Raw genomic sequence first — 22,916 nt, 5'->3', positions numbered from 1 at the left:
TGCGGGCGGCGCGCCGGTTCCGGGCGACAGTGCCCGGACTGGGAGACGACTGCGGGGCCGCCACCGAGGTGACGGCCCCGCGAGCGGGTCAGGCGATGCTGATCAGGCGACGGAGGCGCCGCGCAGCTGGGCTGCCAGCGGGCAGTCCATCGGATCGGCGTGGCCGAGGCCCACCCGGTTGAGGTACTGGATGATGATCCCGTAGGAGGTGATCAGGTTCGTCTCGGTGTAGGTGATCCCGCGCTCGGCGCAGAACTGCTTGACGATCGGCTTCGCCTTGCGCAGGTTCGCCGAGGGCATGCGGGGGAACAGGTGGTGCTCGATCTGCAGGTCCAGCCCGCCCATCGCCCAGTTCATCAGCAGGCCGCCCCTGATGTTGCGGCTGGTGAGGACCTGGCGGCGCAGGAAGTCGACCTCGAGGCCCTTGGGGATCAGCGGCATGCCCTTGTGGTTCGGGGCGAAGGAGGAGCCCATGTAGACCCCGAAGACCGCCATCTGCACGCCGAGGAAGGCCAGGCCCATGCCGAGGCCCAGAGTCGAGAGCACGATCGCGGGGAACCCGATGAGACGCACCAGCACCAGCGCCAGCTCCACCTTGCGGTGCTTGACCTTCTCGGTCTTCAGCAGAGCCGTGATGCCCTCGTAGTGCAGCACGAAGCCGAACAGCGTGAGGATCGGGAAGAAGGCCCAGCCCTGACGCTTCGCGAACCAGGCCATGAAGCCGGTGCGGGTGGCCTGCTCCTCAGGGATGAACACCAGCACTCCGCCGGCGATGTCCCCGTCGCGGCCCACGGTGTTGGGGTTCGCGTGGTGCTTGTTGTGCTTGCGGGTCCACCAGGCGATGGCCAGGCCCACCACGAGATTTCCGATGATGCGCGCGAACCAGGCGTTGCGCTTGCCGGAGGAGAAGACCTGCTGGTGCGCGGCGTCGTGGCCGATGAACGCCGCCTGCGTGAACAGGATCCCGAAGAGGACGGCGACGGCGAGCTGCCACCAGGTGCTGCCCAGCGTCAGCAGCAGCACGAAGGCGCCGACGAAGGCGAGGCCGAGGAGCACGGTGCGCAGAACGTAGGAGCGGACGTTGCGACCCATCAGGCCGGCATCCTTCACGCGCTGCGAGAGCTCGAAGTAGTCCTTGGTCTGGGCGGCGGCCCGGGACTGGACCGGAGGTCGAGACTGGGCCGGAGGCCGCTGTGCAGTGGTCGTCATGTCGATGACGCTAGTGCTGGGACGAGCCTCCTGGCGTCCCTCCTCGGAGCGAACCTGCACCCCCTACCGGGGTAGGGGGTGCGCGATCGGGATCTGCGCGGAGATCGCATAGCCGCCGTCGGGCGAGGGCCCTGCCTGGACGGAGCCTCCGAGGGCGGAGACCCGTTCGTGGATTCCCGACAGGCCCAACCCGGAGCCGGGGATGGGGTCATGCTCGGACTCGGGTGCGACGTTGGAGACGTTCACCTGCAGGGTCCTCTCCGGGGTCGACGAGACGGAGACCGAGACCGCGATCGCCGCGCCGTGCGCATGGCGCAGCGCGTTGCTCAGGGCTTCCTGCACCACCCGGTAGGCGGTCAGCCCCACCGTCGGGGGGACCTCCACCGGCTCGAGGTCGGCGCTGATCGAGGCTCCCGTGGCGCGGCTGGTCTCGACCAGGTCGGTGACGTCGGCCAGGCCGGGCATCGGCATGTCGTCGAGGTCGTCGTCGGTGCGCAGGGTGGCCAGCAGCGACCGCATCTCCCCGAGGGCCTGCCGGGAGGAGGCGGCGATGTCCTCGAACTCCTGCTCGGTCTGGGCGTCGAGGCCCGAGAGCCGGAACTTCGCGGTGCCCGCCTGCACGGTGATGACCGACATCGAGTGGGCCACCACATCATGCAGCTCGCGCGCGATGCGACTGCGCTCCTCGAGCTCGTAGCGCCGGCGCATCTGGTCGGCACCCAGGGACTGGGCCTGCTCGACCTGCGAGCTGATCAGCAGCCACTGCCGCACGGTCAGGCCCAGCAGCACCACGCCGCCGCTGATCGCCACCAGCACCACGCCGTTGGTGGTCACTGCCCGCAGCGAGTCGTCCGCACGGATGGCAGGTTCCGTGATCAGCAGGGAGATGAGGGTGAGCAGAGCGCCGCCGGACCAGGCCGAGACCGCCCAGAACCAGCGGTGGAAGACCGCCAGCACGGTGAGGGTCAGGCAGTGGGCCAGCAGGGCGGTCACCGGCCATGGCCAGGGGAGGGTATCGGGGGCCGAGGCCGTCGCCAGGATGGTCGCCATGGCTCCGACGATGCTCAGGGAGAGCCCGGCCCATGGCCAGCGCACGGCCAGCACCCCGGCGAGGGCTGAGGCGATCGAGACCAGCATCGCCACAGCCGGGTGCACGGAGTACAGGCCGGCCGTGACCGGCCAGCTCACCACCACCAGCACGAAGCTGATGAAGGCGACCGTCATCCAGGTCCAGGCGCCCTCGCGCAGCCGGGCGTCCACGGTGAGCACCGTCGGCGGAGCGGGGGAGCCGCGGCGGCGGGATCCCGGGACCGCCCCGCCGAGCAGCGGCACGGAGACCACCGCGTCCAGGAGCGCCAGCGCACGCACCATCGCCGGGAAGGAGAGGGCCAGGGCGAGGCCGAGGACCAGGGCGAGCGACCACTGGCCGGGGACCGGGGTCCCGCCCGGTGGCAGCGTCCGCCCCCACAGCCAGTAGCTGAGGCCGGCCAGGGCGAGCACGGCCCAGGCGACCGTGACCCCGACGGTCAGCGCGCGCACCGGAAGGGCGATGAGGGCCTCGAAGGCCAGGTCGAGCCAGCGGCGCGGATCGGTGACCAGACGCAGCAGCCCGCGCGGGCCGCGCCCTCGCGGTCGATAGCTCGGTGGGTTGACCTCGACGCCCCAGCGCCTCAGGCGGGCACGGTCCAGCTGCGCGTACACCGAGGCCAGGGCCAGGGTGAGCGGGAACAGCAGCACCCCGATCCAGACGATGGCGAGCGCGGCGGAGACCGCCGCCAGCGGCAGCAGCACCACGATCGCGAGCAGGGTCAGGGCGAGGCCCGGCAGGATGAGGGCGAGGTCGTGGCCCAGCCGGCGCAGGCTGTGTCGGTCAGGGACGAGGAACACTCAGGGGTCCTCTCGGGAAGCGGGGATACTGTGGCGCCATGGTTCCCCCTGAGCAGGCAGTCATCCGTGTGCTGATCGTCGACGACCAGTCGATGATCCGCGGCGGCTTCGAGGCGCTGCTGAATGCGCAGGACGGGATCGAGGTGGTGGGCACCGCGGGCGACGGCGCCGGGATCGTCGAGGTGGTGCGTCGTCTCCGCCCCGATGTGGTGCTGATGGATATCCGCATGCCGCACGTCGGAGGCCTGGACGCGACCCGCTCGGTGCTCGCGATGCCGGGGACGCCTCCGAAGATCATCATGCTGACCACCTTCGATGCCGATGAGTATGTGTTCGCCGCCCTGCGGGCCGGGGCGAGCGGGTTCCTGCTCAAGGATTCCACACCCGATGAGCTCGTCCAGGCGGTGCGTGTCGTCGCGGGCGGCGATTCGCTGCTCGCGCCCCGCGTCACCCGCGCCCTGATCGCCGATTTCGTGGCGCGCCCCGAGCGCAGCGCCCGGGACGATGCGAGCCTGGCGGCGCTCACGGAGCGCGAGATCGACGTGCTGCTGCTGGTGGCGCGCGGGCTCGCGAACCGGGAGATCGCCAAGGAGCTGGTGATGGCCGAGCAGACGGTGAAGTCCCATGTCTCCCGCATGCTCTCCAAGCTGATGCTCCGCGATCGCACCCAGCTCGTGGTCGCCGCCTACGAGTCCGGGCTGGTGCGGGCAGGGCGCTGACTCCCTGGCGGAGTCAGTCGAGCGCCTGCTCCAGGACGGCGCGCAGCGCCGGGGACAGCTCCGCCGAGCGCAGAGCATCCCTCGCGGCGCGCAGCTCGCCGGCTCCCACATGGGCGCGCAGCGCCTGCACGAGGTCCTCGGTGGTGAGCGACGTGGCGTCGGCCCCGTGCAGGACCCGCAGACCGGTGGTGTCCGAGAGCTCCTCGACGGCGATCTCCGCCGTGATCGCGGCCGCGGTCTCCGGCGACAGCGGGGCGGGCCCCTGGGCCGCGGCGCGCTGCTCGAGGGCGATCATCCGTTCGTGCGAGCGGGGGTTGCCCATCTTCACCCGGCGGGCGGACATCAGCTGGCTGAGCATCGGGGCGCTCACGCCGAGCACCTCGGCCAGGCGCCGCTGCGAGATGCCGTAGAGCGTCATGAGCGCTCGCAGCCGGTCCCGCAGCGGCCGGCCGTAGAGCTCGCGCTGGCGCCGCCGGTTCTCCTCGAGCGTGGCGGCGTCCTTCTCCGCGTCGGCGGTCATCCCAGCGCCGTCCACACCAGCGCGCCCGCGCCGATCAGGCACAGCAACGAGATCACCAGCAGGAGCACCCCGACCCAGGCACCGCGCCGCGGGCGGGGAGCCTGCGCCGGCGCGGGCTGGAGATCGTTCGGTGCGGGGTTGTGGGCGTGGGGATACTGCGGGGTCGGCTCCTGCACGAACAGCTCCGTGGCGCCCTGCGGGCGCTTGGCGGTCCGCTCTGGATCCGGGCTGGGGCGCTGATCCGGGCTCGGCGCGCTCCGCCCGTCGGCCGAGACAGAACTGCCCGCCGCTGCGGACCCACCGGCGGTGGATCCCCCGACGGCGGCGCCGGTCACCACCGATCGGGCCTGGAGACGTTCATGGAGGCCGGGTGCGAGGCCGGCGAGCGTCGCGGGACCGTCCAGCGGCACCTCGCGCAGCTCGCCGCCCGCCTCGATCTGGTCGAAGACCTCGAAGGGCTCGCCCTCGGCGGTGCGGGACCACGCGGAGAGGGGTTCTCCCAGGCGGGGGATCGTGTCGCGGGCCCGTGCGGCCGACGGCCGCCGGGCCGGATCCGTCGCGAGCATCGCGCGCAGCAGCTCCCCGAGGGGCGCCGCCGCCGGATCCGCGCTCCCGGCCAGCGCGTCGGTGACCCGCTTCGGCGCGGCCGACGGCTCGGGACGCGCACGCGGAGGCAGCGGGTCGAGAGCCTCGAGCGCACAGGCCGCCGCCGCCCACACGTCCTGCGCGGCAGAGGTCCCTCCGCCCGCGAGGATCTCCGGGGCCATGAAACCGGGTGTGCCGTGCACGAAGCCCGTCTCGGTCAGGCGCACGTCGCTCACATGCAGGGCGATGCCGAAGTCGGCGAGCAGCAGGTGCGGGGCCCCGGTCCCGGTGGCATCGAGCAGCAGGTTCGCGGGCTTCACATCACGGTGCACCCACTGGGAGGTGTGCATCGCCGCGAGGGCGTCCAGGAGCTGTCGCAGCAGCTGGGCGACGAGCGAGGGGGACAGGGCTCCGTGGTCGTCGAGGGCTCCGGCCAGGGTGCCTCCGTGCACGAGGGGCATCACCAGCACGACCGTGTCGTCCTCCGCGACCCAGGTGTACGGGGGCAGGAGATGCGGGTGAGCGCCCAGGCCCTGGGCGGTGCCGACCGTCTGCTCGCGCACGAAGCGCAGCACCTCGGCCCCGTCGCGCTGGCGCATGACCTTGGCCGCGCAGATCGCGCCGTACCGCCGGTCGACCGCGCGCCAGAGGGACCCGGAGGCGCCTCGGGCGAGGGGATCGAGCAGCTCGATGCGGCCGGCGATGACATCGGACATGATGGTGGTCATGCTAGGGCACGGCGTCCCGAGGTGACGGCAGCGTTCGCGAAGGCAAATAGAATGTCGGCCGGACCGACTGATCGTCGTGCCCGCCCAGACCCTGACCGCCAGACCCTGACCGCCCAGACCTTCCAGACCACAGGCGCCATCCCTCCGGTGCCCGAGGACCCGATCGACCGCGAGGAGCGCGCATGACCCGCCGAGCACACCGCCCTGGGCTGTTGCCCGCTCTGCTCGCGGCGTCCCTCGTGCTGGTCAGCGGCATGCCCGCGGCGCTCGCGGATCCCCCCGCCGAGGGCGAGCTGCCTGCCTACGCCTATGCGGCCGACGGGGAGCAGGTCGAGGGCGGGGGCTCCCTCGCCCAGGCGGCCGTCGTCGAGCCCGGGATCCACCTCGACAGCTACGCGCAGGGGGCGTCGGAGGAGTTCGGGAGCGGCACCACGAAGTACTACCGGGTCGCGGTCGAGGACGGGCAGCGTGTGCGCAGCTCGGCGACGATCGCCGCCCCGCCCTATCCCGGCGGGCTCCCCGAGGGGTACGAGGGCCTGGACCTGCAGATCTCCTATCTGACCGCTGGGGGCGACACCTGCGACGACAGCAGCTCGTCCTCCACCGGCGCGACGATGACCGGCGACGGCCCGATCACCTCGAGCGCCGTCTCCGGCGTGGTCGGACCGGACGGCTGCGCCGGGACGGAGCTGTTCATCCAGGTCACCCGCACCGGACTGCGGGCGGCGGACGAGCCCCTGCCGGTGGAGATCCAGGTCGCGATCCAGCCCTCGGGCATCGGCGGCGGATCGCCGTCGGTCGACGAGGAGATCGAGGATGACGGCGCCTCCCCGGTCGCGCCGGCCACGGATGAGCCGATCGAGCTGGGCCGCTCGTTCTCATCGGCGACCCCGCTCGAGCCCGGCTCCTATGTCGTCGAGCTGGTGCCGGGGGAGAGCGGGCTGGTCCGGATCCCGGTGCAGGAGGGACAGCGCCTGCGATGGCGCACCGAGGTCACCTCCCAGCCGGAGGGCGCGGGGGAGATCTCGCTGTTCGCCTTCAACGCCGCTCGAGAGCCCGTCGCGGTCGGCGGCGGCACCTGGCAGATGTCGGACTACGATCCGATCGCCGGCGGCGGCATGGCCGCGCCGGTGGACCGCGGCAACCGCAGCTCGGAGCTCTCCGGGGTGGAGTCGGCCTGGCTGCCCGGCACGCAGACGATCCAGCTCCACCGCCTGCAGCGGGCGGCTGACGCCGAACCCGCCGGGGACGACCCGGTCACCCTCGTCCTCACCCTCGAGGTCGACGGGGAGATCGCAGCCGATGCCGCCGACGGGACCGTGCTCGAGCTCGGGGACACCACCTCGGGTTCGTCCCCGGGCGGGTTCCTCGGACTCGGCGACGGCCTGGGGCGCATCGCCCTGTTCGTCGGCGCCGGCCTGCTCGCGCTGATCGCGCTGGTGACCGGAGCGGCCGGCATCCTGGTGCTGCGCCTGCGACGCCGCTGAGAGCCTCTCCAGCCTGCCGCCGGGCTCGCCACCGGCACCGGGCTCGCCACCGGCACCCGTCTCAGCCCGCCCAGGCCTCCCACAGCCGCGCGTAGACCCCGCCGCGACCGACGAGCTCGTCATGGGAGCCCTGCTCCACGACGCTGCCGTCGGCCATCACCAGGATGCGGTCGGCGACCATCGCCTGCGACAGCCGGTGGGCGACGATGATCGTGGTGCGGCCCCGGGCCACCTCGAGGGCGGCGCGCTCGAGCACCCGGGCGCCCGAGGAGCCCTCGTCGGCTGTGGCCTCGTCGAGCACCAGCACCGCCGGATCCTGGAGCGCGATACGGGCCAGGGCCAGCTGCTGGGACTGCTCGGCCGTGAGCCGCTCGCCCTTCTCGCCCACCTCGGTGTCCAGACCGCGCGGGAGGCGTTCGGCCCAGACGGTGGCATCCACCCGCACCAGCGCCGCCCACAGCTCCTCGTCGCTCGCCGTCGGGTTCGCCAGGCGGAGATCCTCGCGCAGCGTCCCGCGGAACACGTGGACATCCTGGCTGACGATCGAGGAATGGGCGCGGCCCGCCTCGATGTCGGCGCGGGTGAGGTCCGCGCCGCCGTGCAGCACCCGTCCGTGACGGGGCTCGAGGGTTCCCGCGATGATCGCCGCGAGCGTCGACTTGCCCGCGCCGGAAGCACCCACCAGGGACACCACCTCGCCCGGGGCGATGTCGAGATCGATCGGCCGCAGCACGATCCGCTCCTCGCCGTCCTGGTCGGTGCCGTACGCGTGGGAGACGCCCTCGAGACGGATCGAGGCGTCCACGGGCTTCTCGTCACCTGGGGAGGAGGCCAGGTCGATCGACTCGATGACCCCCACCATCCGGGTCAGGCTCGCCGCCGCGGACTGCACATCGTCCAGCGAGAAGATGAGGTTCATCATCGGCCACAGCAGGCTGATCAGATACAGCGCGGCCGCGGTGACCAGGCCGATCGGTGCGCCGCCCACGTGGACCATGACGTAGCCCAGCACGAGCACCAGGGCGATCGAGAGGTTCTCCGGCCACACCACGATCTTCACCAGGCGGGTCACGAGGGTCATCACGCGCATGCCGAGCACGACGGCCGTCTCCGAGAGGACGGCGACGTGACGGGTCTCGCGACGTTCGATCCCGTAGGCGTGGACGGTGGGGATGCCGTGGATGGCCGAGAGCAGGCCCTGGGCGCGGGCACCCATCGCGACGCGCTCGCGCCGGTAGATGGGGGCGGTCCGCTTCAGGTACCACAGGGCGCTGATCAGGTACATCGGCACCACGAGCACCACCAGGAGCAGCAGCCAGGGGGAGAGCGACACCATGCCGACCAGGGTCACCGCGACGTAGAAGCCCATCTGGATCAGGTTCGGGACCACGTTGTTGACCGCGCGGGCGGTGACGTCGACGTCGTCGGCGACCCGGGAGAGCGCGTCGCCGATCCCGGTGACCTCCATGCTCTGGGCGGGGAGGTCGAGGGCACGGTCGATCACGTCCTCGCGCATCCCGGCGAGCACCCGCTGCCCGAGACCGCTCACCAGCGCCCAGCCGAGCGCCGAGAACGCGGCCTGCAGCACGCCCGCGAGCATGATCAGGCCGCCCTGGCGCCAGATCGCGTCGGAGCCCGCATCGTTCTGGACCAGGTCGACGGTGGTGCCGATCAGTCGTGGCATCCACGCCGCGGCGACCGCGCCGGCGGTCACGACCAGCAGGGTCACGGTGGTCATCAGCCAGAAGCGACGCAGCCTCCCACCGAGATGACGCACCGAGACGCCGACACTGGCGATGGGGAGGATCTGGGCGTGCTCGTCGAGCTGGCGGCGCGCGGTGGCGTCGCTCTCGAGCAGCTCCTCGGGGTCGGCATCCCAGTCGACGATGCTGAGGTCGGCGGTCATCGCTGCACCATCTTCCGGTAGTCGTCGTGGTCCATCAGGTCGTCATGGGTGCCGTGGCCGGCCACGGCGCCGTCGCTCACGAAGGAGACGTGATCGGCCGCGCGCAGCAGGGCGGGAGACCTGGTCACCAGCAGCGTCGCGCGATCGGGGGCGCGCCGCGCGGCCACCAGGGCCTCGGCGATCGCCTGCTCCGTGACGGCGTCGACCGCGGTGGTCGGGTCGTGCAGCACGAGCACGGGGGCATCGGCGGCGACCGCCCGGGCCAGGGCGATCCGCTGGCGCTGCCCGCCGGAGAGGTTCGCGCCGCGGTCCAGGATGCGGGTGTCGTAGCCCTCGGGCAGGATCCGCAGCAGGTCATCGGCGCCGGCGGCATGCAGGGCGGCGTCGGCCCAAGCATCGGGGTCGGAGCCGTCCGTGGGCGCGGCGAGCACGGAATCGGGGGCCCGGGTGGCGAGCTGCTCCCGCAGAGTGCCGTCGAAGAGGTCCACGACGTGGGGCTCGACGAGCAGGTCCGCCCGGGCGGTGAAACGGTTCCCGGCGGTGACCTCGTCGCCGCCCAGGAGCACCGCGGGCTGCTCGGCGCGGCCGGCGATCGCCTCGATCAGGGCCTCGGCGTCGCGGGCATCCGCGCAGGCGACAGCGACGACCTTGCCATCGGGCACGGCGAGATCGAGGCCTCGCAGCGACCCGCTGTCCGGACCGCGCAGCTGCAGGCCGCCGGTTCCCGGGCGGCGCTCGCCGGGGCTGCGCTCCCCGCGCTCGTCGCGCGCCAGGGCCAGGCGCTCCACGGCGAGCTCGGGGTCGTCGATCTCGCGGCCCAGATCGGCCAGCAGATCGCGGACGCGCCGGGCGGAGGTGGACATGCTCGCCCACCACACCGGCAGGCCCGAGAGGCCCTGCAGCATGCTCATGTTGGACCGGGCCACACCGACCACGGCGATGAGGGTGCCGATGCTCATCTCCCCGGCGACGGTCCGCTGCGACGCGATGATCACGACGGCCGCCATCATGGCCGCGGTGACCAGGGTGGTCAGGCCGCTGGAGACCCCGGAGAAGCGGGCGTTGACCAGGGCGGCGTCGAGCGCCGTGCGGGAGCGGCGACGGTAGTGCGCGCGCGCCCTGCTCTGCACCCCAAGGCCCTGGAGCACGCGCAGGCCATGGACCAGGTCGGTGGCGGTGGCGGCGGCGTCGGCCGATTTGGACTGCTGGGCGTCGTAGCGGGCGGACAGCACCGGGCTGATCACGCGCACCACGATCACCATCACGATGATGCCCACGAGCGTCGCAAGGCCCAGCCACAGGTCGAGGATCGCGAGCCACACACCGGCGGCCACGACCACGGCCGAGGCGGGGAAGGCCCAGGGCAGCATGTCCATGATGTCCGAGGCCTTGTCAGCATCGGAGGTGGCGATGGAGAGCACCTCGCCGGCGGGCCGCTCGACCTGGCGGGAACGGGGATCCAGCACCGCCGCGGTCACGGCGACGCGCAGCCGGTGACGCTCGAACATCCGGGCGCGCTGGCTGGCCTCGAACATGACGGTCCAGGCCCAGGTGCTCAGCAGGCGCAGCGCGAAGATGCCGATCGCCCCGCCCACCGTGACCAGCAGGCTGCCCTGCACGATGCCGGCGTCGATGATCAGGCCCATGAGGACCGGGACGAGCATGTCCACGCCCTCGACGACGAAGGAGAGCGCCATGATCCAGGGGATCGAGCGGCGGTGGTTGCGGACGATCGAGCGCATCACCCCGCGCGAGGGAACGGGGGTGGTGGAGGGGGTGGGGGACGACGCGAGGAGCACCTGATGAATCCAACAGCCACGGGGCGGAAGGCGCAACAGCATTTCTCCGAGGGCGGTGAGAGAATGGTCCCGTCATTGCCCCGAGGGAAGGAAACCTGCCGTGAGTGCACGTGCTGTCGAGCTGTTCGTCGATCCCGTCTGCCCCTTCGCCTGGATGACCAGCCGGTGGCTGCTCGAGGCCGCGACGGTGCGCGATATCGCTCCGACCTACTCGGTCATGTCGCTCTCGGTGCTCAACGAGGGCCGCGACCTGGACGCGGGCTATCGCCGGATGCTCGATGATTCCTGGGGTCCGGCACGGCTCGCGGTCGAGATCGTGAGCACCCAGGGCTCCGACGCCTTCGCGCGCTGGTACACCGCCTGGGGTGAGCGGTATCACGTCGGCGGTCAGCAGGACGACCGCCGCGCGGTCGCCGTCGCCGCCCTCGAGGCCGCGGAGCTCCCCGCCGAGCTCATCGGCGCCTACGAGCCGGTCGCCGGCGACGCGACCGATGTGGCCCTGCGCGCCTCGCACGACGGCGCGATCTCCCGCGTCGGCGACGAGGTCGGCACCCCGGTGATCTCCTTCGGCGATGCGGGAACAGCTTATTTCGGCCCCGTCGTGTCCCCGGCGCCCAAGGGAGAGGACGCCGGCCGCCTCCTCGACGCCCTGGAGACCCTGTCGTCCCTCGAGGGCTTCTACGAGCTCAAGCGTTCCCGCACCGGCGGCGTCGACTTCAGCTGAACCTGCTGATCCCATCGCCGGCTGATCCCGCCGCCTGCTGATCCCGCCCGAATCCTCCCCAGAGAAAGAGACCTCTCCTGATGCATGTGCACATCGGTACCGACCACGCCGGCTTTGAGCTGAAGAACCGCCTGGTCGCAGCCCTGCAGAACAAGGGCCACGAGGTCACCGACCACGGTGCCCACGCCTATGACGCCCTCGACGACTACCCGCCGTTCTGCACCGATGTGGGCGAGGCGGTCGTGGCGGATGCCGGCTCCCTGGGGGTCGTCATCGGCGGCTCCGGCAACGGCGAGCAGATCGCTGCGAACAAGGTGACCGGGGTGCGCGCCGCCCTGGTCTGGAACGAGGACACCGCCCGCCTGGCCCGTCAGCACAACGACGCCAACGTGATCTCCGTGGGCGCCCGCCAGCACTCCGAGGACGAGCTGGAGTCGCTCATCGACCTCTTCCTCGCCGAGCCGTTCACCGGCGAGGAGCGCCATCAGCGCCGCATCGACCTCATGGCCCGCTACGAGGAGACCGGCGGCTACGGGTCCGACTCCGCAGCCGCGCCCACCGGCGCCTGATGCCCGAGGGGCACACCGTCCACCGGCTCGCAGCGGCGCTGCGGGCCGGTTTCGGTGATCAGAGGGTCCGCACGTCCAGCCCGCAGGGCAGGTTCTCCGAGGCGGCGGACCTCGACGGCTGGGTGCTCGCGGATGCCGAGGCCGTGGGGAAGCACCTCTTCCTCGCCTTCGTCCCGGACGCCTCCGTCGATCCCGGCGCCCCGGTGACCCGCTATGTGCGCGTGCACCTGGGTCTGTACGGCTCGTGGACCTTCGCCGGCGACGAGGGGTTCTCCTCGGCGCATGCGATCGGCGCCCCGCGGGTGCGGGTCGGGGAGCGCGAGGAGGGGCTCGACGGCGGGGCCGACGGCGATGGCGTTGGCGGCGATTCGGACTGGCGCCGGATCGTGCCGCGGCCGACGACTCGCCTGCGGCTCGCCGGCGCCCACGGGATCGCCGATCTCACCGGCCCCACCGCCTGCGAGGTCGTCGACGCCGCCGGCAGGCAGGCGGTGATCGACCGGCTGGGACCGGATCCGCTGCGGGCCGACGCGGACCCCCGCCGCTTCGTGGACCGGGTGCTCGCCTCCCGCACCGCGATCGGGGTCCTGCTGATGAACCAGGACGTCGTCGCGGGGATCGGCAACATCTACCGCGCCGAGGTGCTGTTCCGCGCCCGGCTGGACCCGACGGTCCCCGGCCGCGACCTGACCCGCGGGATGGTCGACGGGATCTGGGAGGATCTCGTGCCGCTCATGGAGTACGGGGCGCGCACCGGCCGCATCGTCACCACGCAGCCCGAGCACCGCGACATCGAGGCGCGGATCCTCGAGCGCTCCCGCGGCACCCGCCAGAACGGCGACGAGGACCCCGACGTGGTCCCGCGCGAGAAGTCGTTCTACGTCTACCACCGCCAGACCCTGCCCTGCCGTGCGTGCGGCACGGTGATCCGCAGCGCCGACATGGCCGCCCGCACCGTGTTCTGGTGCCCCCGCTGCCAGAGCGTCCGCACGCGCCGGGCCACCTGGACCCGGGAGCATCCGGCGGCGACCTGGGCGTTGCCCGCGCGTCCGTAGACTCCTCGGATGAGCTCCTCGGGCACCGACCCCCTTCCCGTCCTCGCAGAGGGTCTGCTCGCCGTCGGCGACGGCCACGAGATCTTCTGGGAGGAGAGCGGGAACCGCGACGGCGTGCCCGTCCTCTACCTCCACGGCGGCCCCGGCGGCCGCCTGAGCCCCGGCTACCGGCGCAGCGCCCCGGCGGACCGCTCTTGGATCATCGGTCTCTCCCAGCGGAGCGCGGGGCGCTCCACCCCGTCGGCCGGGATATCGGGGGCGGTGGACCTCGGGGCGAACACCACTGCGCACCTCGTCGCCGATCTCGAGCTGCTGCGTGAGCACCTCGGGATCTCCGCCTGGATCGTCGAGGGCGTCTCCTGGGGGAGCACCCTGGCGCTGGCCTACTCCCAGGCGCATCCGGAGCGGGTGCTCGGCGTGGTGCTGTTCGCGGTCACCAGCACCAGCCGTCGTGAGGTGGACTGGATCACCGAGGGGATCGGGGCCGTCTTCCCGGAGGGCTGGGACGCCCTGGCGACGTTCGCCGAGCGGCACGGCCCCTATCGTCGGGGCACGGAGCAGCGCCTGGTCGAGGCCTATCGTCAGCTGCTCTGCGCAGACGGTCCTGACGCTGACCCCGCACTCGTCGACGCCGCCGCGGAGGCCTGGATGACCTGGGAGGACGAGCACATCCGGATCGGCACCGGCGCGCTCGAGCGCTCGAGCCCCCAGACGCCTGCCGACGAGCAGCAGCGCATCGAGCGTCGTGCCTTCGCCCGGCTGGTCACCCACTACTGGGCGCACGACGGCTTCGTCGCCGACTGGGCGGTGCGCTGGGGCGCGGAGCCGGGCTCCGGACTCCTGGGCGGGATGTCCCGTCTGGCCGGGATCCCGGGCGTGCTGATCCACGGACGACGGGACGTCTCCGGCCCGGCGCTCACCGCCTGGGAGCTGCACCGGGCATGGCCGGGCAGCGAGCTGGTGATGATCGAGGATGAGGGCCATGGGGGTCCGCGCATGGTGGAGGAGTGGCGCGCGGCGATGACACGACTGGTCGCGCAGAACGCCTGAGCGGGAGCAGCGTGCCCACCTGCTGTCACGAGCATCTCGATGCTTCTTCCCGAGACCGCTGCGAGACCGCTCCGTGACCGTCCGTCCCGTAGCGTGTCGCCATGACCGCAGCATCTCGCACCCCCGATACCCGCCTCCGGCTCCAGCAGTCCGCAGTCGCCGGCATCGACCCCCGCACCCTGTACCTCCTGGCCAAGCTGCGCCAGGACGTCTTCTCGATCGAGCAGAAGGCCACCGACCCGGACCTCGACGGTCGGGACCTGGAGCCCACCACCGCCCTGCTGTGGATCGAGGTGCCGGGCCCCGACGCCGACGCCGCGGGACTGGAGGGGGAGCCGGTCGCCCACGTGCGGGTGCTGCGCGAGGATGATGGGTCGATGCGTATCGGCCGGATGGCGGTGCGGGCGCAGGAGAGGCGCGCGGGATTCGGGCGCCGCATCATGCGCGCCGCCCTCGACCTCACCGCGCAGCTCGCCCCGGAGCAGCCTGTGCACATCGACGGCCAGGCCTACCTCGAGACCTGGTACCAGGGGATGGGCTTCGAGACCGTCGGCCCCGTGTTCCTCGAGGCCGGCATCGAGCACGTGCCGATGGTGTTCCGCCACCCGCACGACTGAGGGCGTTCCGCCACCGAACGGCTGAGCGTCAGCCGGCCTGCTCGAGCAGCGCGATGATCTCCGCGCGCTGGAAGTACTGCGCGGTCTCACGGGCGCTCGGGGCACCGAGGTCGGCGTCGGCCCCGGCCTGCAGCAGCACCTGCGCGACGGCGGTATGGCCCTTGAAGGCGACGCCCGCCAGCGGTGACTGACCGCGGTCGTTGGCCAGGTCCACGTCGGCGCCGCGGGCTGCGAGCTCGCGCACGAGCTCCGCATGCCCGTGATAGGCCGCGAGCATGAGCGGGGTGTTGCCGTCGCCGTCGCGCAGATCCACCGGGGCACCCTGGTCGATCACCGGCAGCAGCTGCGCGGAGTCCCCGTTCCGGGCGGCATCGAGCATCGACTGGGCGAGGGCCACGACGGCTTCGTCCTCGGGCATGGCGTCCTCTGAGTTCTCGGTCATCGTCCCAGGTTACGGCGAGCAAAGGGCCGTGTCGCCTCAGCGGGTGACGAGCAGCTCGGCCAGCAGCGGCCACGCCAGAAGTCCGATCGCGAGCAGCAGACCGAGCACGTCGGCCCGGCCGAACCGGCTGGGCTCCGCCCAGGTGCGATGCGTCGCCGTCGCGAAGCCGCGGGCGTCCATCGCGAGCGCCTGCTGCTCCGCGCCGCGCAGCGTGACCACCAGCAGGGCGAGGGTCGCGCTCGCGAGCAGCCGCGGGGAGGCCGCGGAGCCGAGCCCGCGCTGGATGCGGGTGCGCAGGATGATCTCCCACTGCCGGCCCAGGTGCCCCGCGCGGACCAGCGCGACCACGGCGGCGGCGACCGGCCGGGCGGGGAGTCGCAGGCGGCCGCCGAGGGCGTCCCCGAGGGCGGTCGCCTCGACGCTGCCCAGCGCCAGCACTCCCGGGGCGACGAACACCGTGATCCGCGCCGCCTCCCGCAGGCCCAGCAGCCAGGCCGGTCCGGACAGCGCGGGGGCATCACCGAGGAGGGCCGTGGTCCAGGCGAGGCCCGCGGCGGAGAGCAGGATCGGGGTGAGCCGGAGCGCCGCGCCTCGCACCGAGCGCACGGCCAGCGGCGCCAGCAGCACGATCGGCACGAGGGAGAGCAGCCCGCCCTGCCAGCTGTGCACGGCGAAGGAGCCGATCGCGGCGAGGATCCCGATCAGGCTCAGCGTCAGCGGGTTCAGGGCGTCGGCCGGGATCCGTCGGCGGGGGACCGGGGGCAGCTCATCCTGCGCGGAGCCCGGCAGCTCGAGGTGGTCATCGGCCCGCGCGATCAGCTCGGCGTCGTGGGTGGCGACCAGCACGGCGCAGCCTCGGCGGCTCGCCTCGTCCAGCAGGTCCAGCACGGCGCGTCGGCGGCGGGCGTCGAGCCCCACCGTCGGTTCGTCGAGCACCAGCAGGGACGGCTGCTGAGCCAGGGCTGCGGCGATCGCGACGCGGCGCTGCTCTCCGCCGGAGAGCCGGGAGGGATGGGCCCGGGCGAGATGGGCGAGGTCGGCGCGTTCGAGCAGCTCGTCGGCCAGCTTCTCGTCGTTCGCCCAGGGGGAGGCCAGCAGCTCGCCGCGCACAGCGGTGGCGACGAAGGAGTGCTCGGGGTCCTGGGGGACCGACGCGATCTTCTCGCGCGGCGGGCGGGCCACGGTGCCGCTCTCCGGGGCACCTGCCCCGAGCAGCGTGCGCAGGAGAGTCGTCTTGCCCGCCCCGCTGGGACCGGTGAGCACGGTCAACCGCCCGGCGTGGACCGCTAGATCGACCGGCGTGCGGAGGCCGTGCTGCGGCACCGTCACCCCGTGCAGTGACGCCACCGGAGCACCGTCTGGAGCCTCTGCCGGGGCCCCGTGCTGCGGTGCAGCCGACGTCGCGACGTCCTCCAGCGCCTCCGTCTCGACCAGCACCCCCGCCTCGACGAGCACCTCCCGCCGCTCCCGCAGCACCTCCTCCGGGTCCCCGTCGGCGAGGATCCGGGCCTGGTCGCCGAGCACCACCAGCCGGTCGACGTGGGGCAGCCAGGGCTCGATGCGGTGCTCGGCGAGCACGAGGGTGCGGCCCTCGGCGGCCTCGAGGATCGCCGTGCGCACCTCCTGTGCGGTCGCGGGGTCGAGCATGCTCGTCGGCTCGTCGAGCAGCAGCAGATCGGGACCCAGCGCGAGCGACCCGGCCAGGGCGATGCGCTGCTGCTGTCCGCCGCTGACATCCAGCGGGGCGCGGGAGGGATCCAGATCGACCCGGGCCGACGCGAGGGCGTCCTCGGCGCGGTGGTGGATCTCCGGGCGGTCCAGGGCGGCGTTCTCCGGTCCGAAGGCGGCATCCCTCGTGATGGTCGCGGCCACGAGCGCATGGGTGGGGTTCTGCAGCAGCAGTCCGCGCTCGCCGGGCCGTCGCGGGGGCGGGACCAGCTCGCTGCCCTCGCCGGTCTCCTCGTCCAGCAGACCCGCGAGGGCGCGCAGCACCGTCGACTTGCCGCTCCCGCTCGCCCCGGCCAGCAGCACGCGCTGGCCGGCAGGGATCACGAGATCCAGCCCAGCGATCGTCGGCTCCCGCCGGGTGAGCGGGCGCCAGGTGAGGCCGTCCAGCGATACCGGAGCGATCGGGGTGATCGGGGAGATCGGCGAGCTCTCCGTCTCAGGCCTCGGCGATGCGGGCATGCTCACGACCGGAGGGCAGGGAGTCCACCGCGCCGGTCGCCGCCAGGGCGCGGGATGCCGCCCAGCCCAGCACACCGCACAGCAGCGCCCCGGAGACCAGGAACGCCCCCAGCATGGCCAGGGAGAACGGCCAGCTCATCTCGGGGTAGTAGATGACCTTCTCCCAGCCCCATTCCAGGACGGCGGCGAGCAGCCCGCCGAGGATCGCGACCGGGAGCGTGAAGCGCCGATAGCGGGTGAGCAGGAACGCGAGCTCGACGCCGCCGCCCTGCATCAGCCCGGAGATCGCGGTGCCCCAGCCCCACGGGCTGCCCAGCAGCATCGAGAGCACCGCGGCCAGCAGCCCGGCGAACAGAGCGGCGCCCGGCTTGCGCACGAGCAGCGCGGCGAGGATGCCCGGCAGGAACCAGATCCCGGCGAGCAGCCCCTCGGCCGGCTTGAAGGCGGCGGTGAACGGACCGATCAGCGTGTACAGCTGCCCGTATCCCAGATAGGCGACCCCGAAGGCCGCCCCGATCAGCACGGTGACCATCAGGTCGAGGGTGCGGAAACGCGTCATCACTTCTCCTTCCATCTGCACGGAAGGGGCGCACAGGACCGGTGGCCCCGCGCGGATGTCCCGACTCCCTACGCCGGTGCGAGCCGGATCAGGTTCGAGGGTCTGCGCAGGTTCGCGCACTCTCAGCACCGTGGCGGTGCTCCCCTGTCAGTGGATGACCCCGACAGTCTAGCCGTCTCGGCGGCGGGAGCGGATCGTGTCACCGGCGGGCGCGGATCGCCTGGTCGATCGCGGCGGCGGTCGCCTCGGTGTCCTCGGGGGAGATCACGTAGTTCGTGCCCGAGCGTCCGACGATCTCGACCATCGTGCCCGCCCGGGTCACCATCAACCGGTACGGCTGCTGCGCCTGGCCGGTCGTGTAGATCTTCCGGCTGCCGACGGGACTGAGCTCCGCAGGCGTGGACGCGGACGCCCGGCCCCGGCGCCAGCCGTACCCGCCGAGCGTCACTCCGACCGTGGAGGCCCCCAGTGTGCGGTACTGCACGGTGCGGAAGTCCGCCAGCGGCCAGGGCTTGCGCGGCAGGAAGCCGCCGAGGCTCACGGTGAGACCACGCTCGTCGACCACGAACCGCGCATGCTGACCCATCCAGGTCCACAGCGTGAGCAGGGCGAACAGGAACGCGATCAGCAGGCCGGCCGCCACGCTGCTGCGCGAGGACATCAGCAGCGTGGCGATCACGCCGGCCAGCACCGTCAGCCCGATGCGGGTCCACCCGATCCGGGAGGGGCGGGTGGTGCCGACGTAGAACGGGGCGTCGGGCCTCACAGTGCGCCCGTCGGGAGGACGATGATCACCAGATCGTCACCCGGTCCTCAGGGGCGCGGTACATCCCGTCGCCCTCGCGCACGTCGAAGGCCTCATGGAACTCGGCCAGGTGGCCCACCACCGTGTTGCAGCGGAACTCCATCGGCGCATGCGGGTCCACGGCCAGGCGACGGATGCCCTCCTGCGGGCGGTTCATGCCGCGCCACACGGTGGCCCAGGACAGGAACACGCGCTGCAGGCCGGTGAAGCCGTCGAGCTCCGGGGCGTCGGGGCCGGCGGTCGCGACGTACGCCTTCACGGCGATGGACAGACCGCCCAGGTCGCCGATGTTCTCGCCGATGGTGAGCGCTCCGTTGACGCGATGGGAGTCGTCGAGCTCGCGCGGGGAGAGCTCGGAGTACTGGGCGATGAGGGTCGCGGCGCGCTCGTCGAACGCCTCGCGGTCCTCCGGCGTCCACCAGGAGGCGAGGTTGCCGTCGCCGTCGTACTTCGATCCCTGATCGTCGAAGCCGTGGCCCACCTCGTGGCCGATCACGGCGCCGATGCCGCCGAAGTTCACGGCGTCCTCGGCCTCGGCGTCGAAGAAGGGCGGCTGCAGGATCGCGGCGGGGAACACGATCTCGTTGCGGCCGGGGTTGTAGTACGCGTTGACCGTCTGCGGGGTCATGTGCCACTCGGTCTCGTCGATCGGGCCGCCCACCTTGGCGTACTCGAACTCGGCGTCGAAGCGGCGCGAGGCGCGCACCGTGGCGACCAGGTCGCCGGGCACGATCTCGAAGCCGTCGTAGCTGCGCCAGGAGTCGGGGTAGCCGATCTTCGGGGTGAACTTCTCGAGCTTCGCGAGCGCCTTCTCGCGGGTCGCCGGGGTCATCCACTCCAGCTGCTGGATCGAGCTGCGGTAGGCGTCCATGAGGGCGTCGACCAGCGTGCTCATGCGCTCCTTGTGGGCGGGCGGGAAATGGCGGCTCACGTATTCCTTGCCCACGGCGAAGCCGACGGCGCCCTCCACGAAGGAGACGCCGCGCTTCCAGCGCTCGCGCAGCTCCTCGGCGCCGGAGAGCACCCGGCCGGCGAAGGCGAAGTCCTCCTCGACGAGGGCGGTGGGCAGGTAGGGCGCGTAGCCGGAGACCGTGTGGACGGCGAGCCAGGTGCGCAGCACGTCGAGGTCCTCGCCGGCGAGCAGCTCGGAGGCGGCGGAGACGAACTCCGGCTGGCCCACGGAGACGATCTCGAAGGCCGACTCCGGGGCGCCGGTGCCCTCCACGAAGGCGTCCCACTCGAAGGTGGGGGCGAGCTCGCGGCGCTGGGCGGCGTCCATCGGGTTGTAGGACTTCTCGCTGTCGCGCAGGCGCACCACATCGACGTGGCAGGCGGCCAGGCGGGTCTCGAAGTCCATCACCGCGGCGGCGAGGGCGGCGGCGTCCCCGGCGAGCAGACCCTCGCGTCCCGGCAGACCGCCGAGAGCGGCGAGGTTCGCGAGATGGGCGATGTAGGCCTCCCGGATCTCGGCGTAGTGCTCCTCGCGGTAGTAGGACTCGTCCGGCAGGCCCAGACCGCCCTGGTGGAGCTTCACCTGATAGCTGGTGGAGTCGTGGTCGTCGGTCCAGACGTACGCGAGCAGGGCGCTGGCACCGGAATCCGGGGCGGCCATGGTGCGGGTGATGGCCGCGAGGTCCGAGCTCGCGCCGATCGTCGCCAGCAGCTCCTCGAGCGGGGCGATGCCGGCGCTCTCGATCGCCTCGGTGTCCATGAACATGCGGTACAGGGCGCCGACGCGGGCATGGTCGGTGCGCGGCACTCCGTCGCTGCTCTCGTCGCTGCCCTCCTCACTGCCCGCATCGCTGCTCGAGTCGCCGCCCAGGTCGGCGGCGGCCTCCTCGATGATCTCGCGCACCCGCTTCTCGGAGAGGTCCCGCAGCTGGTGGAAGGCGCCGTCGCTCGAGCGATCGGCGGGCATCTCGTGGGTGGCCAGCCAGCGGCCGTTGACATGGCCGAAGAGGTCGTCCTGAAGGCGGATGTCGGCGTCGACCTCGGTGAGGGCGAGTCCCGAGCGGGTCGGATCGGTGGGGGCAGCGGTCATCATCGGCTCCTGCGTGGTCGAGGGGTGGAAGAAGTACAGGTCTGAGAACTACGGGTCAGAGAACTTCGGGTCAGAGAGGGATCAGAGGGTGATCAGGCCCAGCGATCCCAGCGCCAGGGTGAGCAGCCCGATCGCGAGCGGGGCGTACGCCCACGGGGTGCGGGCGCGCTCCGCCGGGGACCGCCGCTGGAGCACCAGGGTGGACAGGCCCGAGGCGATCGAGAGCACCGCGGTGCCGATCACCAGCACGGGGGAGAGGATCACCAGAACCGTCGCCCCGACCTGGAAGGCGACGGTGCCGACGACGTCCAGCAGGCGCATCACCACGGTCGAGCGAGCGCCCACGCGCTCGCTGAGCAGCGTGGACACGGCCTCCTTGGACCAGTCCGAGGGCCGGGCGATGCGTCGCCTGGTGGAGACGGTCTGGGCGGTTGCGAGGGCGACCCAGACCAGGGCCGCGCCGGCGCCGATCCACACGCCGAGCTCGGCGCGGATGTCGCCGGGCCAGAGCAGCAGCGCCAGCAGCACGGCCGCGAGGCGCAGAGCCTCCTCGACCCCGCTGCGCACGGCGAGCAGGCCGGGGTTCACGGCCAGCTGCTTGCGGGTGCGGGCCACGAACAGGCTGGTCGCGACGAGGGAGGCGAGGTGGGCGGCGCCCAGCGCGATGCCGAGCAGGAGCACCACCGGGCTGGTGGGCGCGAACGGGAGGATCGCGATCAGCAGGAGCACCCCGATCACGGGAATCACCAGGGCGAGCACCGACAGACCCTTGACGAGGTCCCGCACGAGGTCTGCCCCGGTGGGCGGGTGGTCGTGCCCGGTGTGATCATGCGGATCGGCATGGGTATCGGCGCAGTGCGGATCGGTGGATCCGGGGGTGCCGGGGGTGTCGGTCATGGAGCTCCTTCGAAGTCCTCACCAGGGTACTGGGGTCAGGGAGCCCCAGCGCGGTGTGGAACGATGATCAGGTGATGATCAATGCCGCACCGCACACGGAGACGGGCCTGACCCCTGAGCAGCGCCGGCGCGCCGCCGGTTCCGTGATCGCCGCGGCCACCGGGGATGCCCTGGGCGCGCCCTATGAGTTCCAGGCCCCGGTCGTCGAGTCCGAGGACATCGACATGATCGGCGGCGGCATCCTCGAGTGGCAACCGGGGGAGTGGACGGACGACACGTCGATGGCGATCGTGGTGCTGGAGGCTGCTGTCTCGGCGTCGGATCGCCATGACCTGCGGGTCGAGTCCGCGCAGGACCAGATCGCCCGCGAGTGGTACTCCTGGTCGCTGGGCACTCCCGATATCGGGGCGCTCACCTCGCAGGTCATCCGTCGGGCTGCCGATCGCGCCCGCATCGAGGACCACTACGCCCCGCGGGCCCGCGACTTCCGCGCCGCGGCGATCTCGGCGTACGAGGATCTGGAGGCCTCGGCGGGCAACGGCTCGCTCATGCGCACCCACGCCGCGGTGATGCCCTATCTGCTGGCCTCGGATGACGACGCGGCCGCGGGCATCGACGCGGTGTGTCGTCTGACACACGTCCATCCCGACGCGACCGAGGCCTGCATGCTGTGGGGTTTCGCGGTGCGTCACGCGGTCCTCACCGGCGAGATCGATGTCCGTCGGGGCCTGGAGCGACTGAGCCCGGAGCGCCGGGATCTGTGGACCTCGCGGATCGAGGAGGCCGAGCGGGGCACGCCGGCGTTCTTCCGTCGCAACGGCTGGGTGGTGGGGGCGTTCCAGGCGTCCTGGGCGGCCATCGCCGGGGTGATGCCGCTTCCCGAGGACAAGTTCGCCCAGCGGGACACGCTGGTCGCGGCGCTCGAATCCGCGGCCCGCGCCGGCTACGACACCGACACGGTCGCATGCATCACCGGGGCCCTGATCGGTGCTGCCCTGGGCCCGAAGGCCGTGCCGCCGGAATGGCGCCGCGTGCTGTTCGGCTGGCCCGGCTACGAGACCGACGAGCTCAGGGGCCTGATCGACCGGCTGCTCGGATCGCTGACCGCGCCGGCGGATGACGAGGACTGA

Annotated in this window: 20 protein-coding genes and 1 riboswitch; of the genes, 8 read left to right on the top strand and 12 right to left on the bottom strand. The window is 72.3% G+C overall.

Annotated features, from left to right (window positions below):
- Window positions 1-102: 102 nt before the first annotated feature.
- Both INT49_RS02745 and INT49_RS02740 read right to left on the bottom strand, forming a co-directional pair.
- Entirely contained in the window at window positions 103-1,209 is a 1,107-nt protein-coding gene (locus INT49_RS02745; protein ID WP_193116190.1) for a fatty acid desaturase family protein, read from the bottom strand.
- A gap of 63 nt (window positions 1,210-1,272) precedes the next feature.
- Window positions 1,273-3,096 (bottom strand): sensor histidine kinase, encoded by a 1,824-nt coding sequence (locus INT49_RS02740; RefSeq protein WP_193116189.1) that lies wholly within the window; start codon window positions 3,094-3,096, stop codon window positions 1,273-1,275.
- A 38-nt stretch (window positions 3,097-3,134) separates the two neighbouring features.
- On the opposite strand from INT49_RS02740, the gene INT49_RS02735 reads away from it, so the two are divergent.
- The gene (locus tag INT49_RS02735; protein WP_193116188.1) at window positions 3,135-3,815 is read left to right on the top strand and encodes a response regulator; all 681 of its coding nucleotides are present in this window, start codon (window positions 3,135-3,137) and stop codon (window positions 3,813-3,815) included.
- Between the two features lie 13 nt (window positions 3,816-3,828).
- On the opposite strand, the gene INT49_RS02730 is transcribed toward INT49_RS02735, so the two are convergent.
- Both INT49_RS02730 and INT49_RS02725 read right to left on the bottom strand, forming a co-directional pair.
- Window positions 3,829-4,335 (bottom strand): helix-turn-helix domain-containing protein, encoded by a 507-nt coding sequence (locus INT49_RS02730; RefSeq protein WP_193116187.1) that lies wholly within the window; start codon window positions 4,333-4,335, stop codon window positions 3,829-3,831.
- Complete coding sequence (locus INT49_RS02725; RefSeq protein WP_193116186.1) at window positions 4,332-5,636, bottom strand: protein kinase domain-containing protein; 1,305 nt, start codon at window positions 5,634-5,636, stop codon at window positions 4,332-4,334. Before INT49_RS02725 ends, INT49_RS02730 begins: the two co-directional genes overlap by 4 nt.
- A 194-nt stretch (window positions 5,637-5,830) precedes the next feature.
- On the opposite strand from INT49_RS02725, the gene INT49_RS02720 reads away from it, so the two are divergent.
- A complete protein-coding gene (locus INT49_RS02720; protein WP_193116185.1) occupies window positions 5,831-7,135 on the top strand; it encodes a hypothetical protein in 1,305 nt (434 codons plus the stop codon).
- A 61-nt stretch (window positions 7,136-7,196) separates the two neighbouring features.
- On the opposite strand, the gene INT49_RS02715 is transcribed toward INT49_RS02720, so the two are convergent.
- Together INT49_RS02715 and INT49_RS02710 are read right to left on the bottom strand one after the other, a co-directional pair.
- The gene (locus INT49_RS02715) at window positions 7,197-9,041 is read right to left on the bottom strand and encodes an ABC transporter ATP-binding protein (protein ID WP_193116184.1); all 1,845 of its coding nucleotides are present in this window, start codon (window positions 9,039-9,041) and stop codon (window positions 7,197-7,199) included.
- Complete coding sequence (locus INT49_RS02710) at window positions 9,038-10,840, bottom strand: ABC transporter ATP-binding protein (protein ID WP_319021483.1); 1,803 nt, start codon at window positions 10,838-10,840, stop codon at window positions 9,038-9,040. The genes INT49_RS02715 and INT49_RS02710 overlap by 4 nt, the downstream gene beginning before the upstream one ends.
- 100 nt (window positions 10,841-10,940) lie before the next feature.
- On the opposite strand from INT49_RS02710, the gene INT49_RS02705 reads away from it, so the two are divergent.
- From INT49_RS02705 to INT49_RS02685, 5 genes are all read left to right on the top strand, one after another.
- The gene (locus INT49_RS02705) at window positions 10,941-11,564 is read left to right on the top strand and encodes a mycothiol-dependent nitroreductase Rv2466c family protein (RefSeq protein WP_193116183.1); all 624 of its coding nucleotides are present in this window, start codon (window positions 10,941-10,943) and stop codon (window positions 11,562-11,564) included.
- Window positions 11,565-11,644: 80 nt separating this feature from the next.
- Window positions 11,645-12,133 (top strand): ribose-5-phosphate isomerase, encoded by a 489-nt coding sequence (locus INT49_RS02700; protein WP_193116182.1) that lies wholly within the window; start codon window positions 11,645-11,647, stop codon window positions 12,131-12,133.
- A complete protein-coding gene (locus tag INT49_RS02695) occupies window positions 12,133-13,188 on the top strand; it encodes an Fpg/Nei family DNA glycosylase (protein WP_193116181.1) in 1,056 nt (351 codons plus the stop codon). Before INT49_RS02700 ends, INT49_RS02695 begins: the two co-directional genes overlap by 1 nt.
- Window positions 13,189-13,197: 9 nt before the next feature.
- Entirely contained in the window at window positions 13,198-14,238 is a 1,041-nt protein-coding gene (locus INT49_RS02690; protein ID WP_193116180.1) for an alpha/beta fold hydrolase, read from the top strand.
- A 101-nt stretch (window positions 14,239-14,339) separates the two neighbouring features.
- On the top strand, window positions 14,340-14,855 hold the full coding sequence (locus INT49_RS02685) for a GNAT family N-acetyltransferase (protein WP_193116179.1): 516 nt from the start codon (window positions 14,340-14,342) through the stop codon (window positions 14,853-14,855).
- A 28-nt stretch (window positions 14,856-14,883) separates the two neighbouring features.
- Here the strand turns inward: INT49_RS02685 and INT49_RS02680 are convergent, their stop codons facing one another.
- From INT49_RS02680 to INT49_RS02655, 6 genes are all read right to left on the bottom strand, one after another.
- Window positions 14,884-15,297, bottom strand: a complete 414-nt coding sequence (locus INT49_RS02680; RefSeq protein WP_193116178.1) for an ankyrin repeat domain-containing protein — start codon at window positions 15,295-15,297, stop codon at window positions 14,884-14,886.
- A 36-nt stretch (window positions 15,298-15,333) separates the two neighbouring features.
- Window positions 15,334-17,484 carry an ATP-binding cassette domain-containing protein gene (locus INT49_RS02675; protein WP_193116177.1) on the bottom strand — a complete coding sequence of 717 codons (2,151 nt, stop codon included), beginning with the start codon at window positions 17,482-17,484 and terminating at the stop codon, window positions 15,334-15,336.
- Window positions 17,462-18,043 (bottom strand): ECF transporter S component, encoded by a 582-nt coding sequence (locus INT49_RS02670; RefSeq protein ID WP_193116176.1) that lies wholly within the window; start codon window positions 18,041-18,043, stop codon window positions 17,462-17,464. Before INT49_RS02670 ends, INT49_RS02675 begins: the two co-directional genes overlap by 23 nt.
- Window positions 18,044-18,091: 48 nt before the next feature.
- Window positions 18,092-18,199: riboswitch (TPP riboswitch) on the bottom strand.
- A gap of 43 nt (window positions 18,200-18,242) precedes the next feature.
- On the bottom strand, window positions 18,243-18,809 hold the full coding sequence (locus tag INT49_RS02665) for a hypothetical protein (RefSeq protein ID WP_193116175.1): 567 nt from the start codon (window positions 18,807-18,809) through the stop codon (window positions 18,243-18,245).
- A gap of 25 nt (window positions 18,810-18,834) precedes the next feature.
- Window positions 18,835-20,889, bottom strand: coding sequence for a M13 family metallopeptidase (locus INT49_RS02660; RefSeq protein ID WP_193116174.1), 2,055 nt, complete (start codon window positions 20,887-20,889; stop codon window positions 18,835-18,837).
- An 81-nt stretch (window positions 20,890-20,970) separates the two neighbouring features.
- A complete protein-coding gene (locus INT49_RS02655) occupies window positions 20,971-21,786 on the bottom strand; it encodes a hypothetical protein (RefSeq protein ID WP_193116173.1) in 816 nt (271 codons plus the stop codon).
- A 74-nt stretch (window positions 21,787-21,860) separates the two neighbouring features.
- Here INT49_RS02655 and INT49_RS02650 point away from each other — a divergent pair, with 74 nt between their 5' ends.
- On the top strand, window positions 21,861-22,916 hold the full coding sequence (locus INT49_RS02650; protein ID WP_193116172.1) for an ADP-ribosylglycohydrolase family protein: 1,056 nt from the start codon (window positions 21,861-21,863) through the stop codon (window positions 22,914-22,916).

The organism is Brachybacterium tyrofermentans (genome assembly GCF_014897585.1).
GTDB lineage: Bacteria > Actinomycetota > Actinomycetes > Actinomycetales > Dermabacteraceae > Brachybacterium > Brachybacterium tyrofermentans.
This window is presented reverse-complemented; position numbering and strand designations above follow the sequence as displayed.

What these genes read in the sequence shown, in the direction of transcription:
- INT49_RS02745 (WP_193116190.1), bottom strand. Translation starts at nt 1,209, where the DNA reads ATGACGACCACTGCACAGCGGCCTCCGGCCCAGTCTCGACCTCCGGTC.
- INT49_RS02735 (WP_193116188.1), top strand. Translation starts at nt 3,135, where the DNA reads ATGGTTCCCCCTGAGCAGGCAGTCATCCGTGTGCTGATCGTCGACGAC.
- INT49_RS02730 (WP_193116187.1), bottom strand. Translation starts at nt 4,335, where the DNA reads ATGACCGCCGACGCGGAGAAGGACGCCGCCACGCTCGAGGAGAACCGG.
- INT49_RS02725 (WP_193116186.1), bottom strand. Translation starts at nt 5,636, where the DNA reads ATGTCCGATGTCATCGCCGGCCGCATCGAGCTGCTCGATCCCCTCGCC.
- INT49_RS02720 (WP_193116185.1), top strand. Translation starts at nt 5,831, where the DNA reads ATGACCCGCCGAGCACACCGCCCTGGGCTGTTGCCCGCTCTGCTCGCG.
- INT49_RS02715 (WP_193116184.1), bottom strand. Translation starts at nt 9,041, where the DNA reads ATGACCGCCGACCTCAGCATCGTCGACTGGGATGCCGACCCCGAGGAG.
- INT49_RS02700 (WP_193116182.1), top strand. Translation starts at nt 11,645, where the DNA reads ATGCATGTGCACATCGGTACCGACCACGCCGGCTTTGAGCTGAAGAAC.
- INT49_RS02695 (WP_193116181.1), top strand. Translation starts at nt 12,133, where the DNA reads ATGCCCGAGGGGCACACCGTCCACCGGCTCGCAGCGGCGCTGCGGGCC.
- INT49_RS02690 (WP_193116180.1), top strand. Translation starts at nt 13,198, where the DNA reads ATGAGCTCCTCGGGCACCGACCCCCTTCCCGTCCTCGCAGAGGGTCTG.
- INT49_RS02685 (WP_193116179.1), top strand. Translation starts at nt 14,340, where the DNA reads ATGACCGCAGCATCTCGCACCCCCGATACCCGCCTCCGGCTCCAGCAG.
- INT49_RS02680 (WP_193116178.1), bottom strand. Translation starts at nt 15,297, where the DNA reads ATGACCGAGAACTCAGAGGACGCCATGCCCGAGGACGAAGCCGTCGTG.
- INT49_RS02675 (WP_193116177.1), bottom strand. Translation starts at nt 17,484, where the DNA reads ATGCCCGCATCGCCGAGGCCTGAGACGGAGAGCTCGCCGATCTCCCCG.
- INT49_RS02670 (WP_193116176.1), bottom strand. Translation starts at nt 18,043, where the DNA reads ATGACGCGTTTCCGCACCCTCGACCTGATGGTCACCGTGCTGATCGGG.
- INT49_RS02660 (WP_193116174.1), bottom strand. Translation starts at nt 20,889, where the DNA reads ATGACCGCTGCCCCCACCGATCCGACCCGCTCGGGACTCGCCCTCACC.
- INT49_RS02655 (WP_193116173.1), bottom strand. Translation starts at nt 21,786, where the DNA reads ATGACCGACACCCCCGGCACCCCCGGATCCACCGATCCGCACTGCGCC.
- INT49_RS02650 (WP_193116172.1), top strand. Translation starts at nt 21,861, where the DNA reads ATGATCAATGCCGCACCGCACACGGAGACGGGCCTGACCCCTGAGCAG.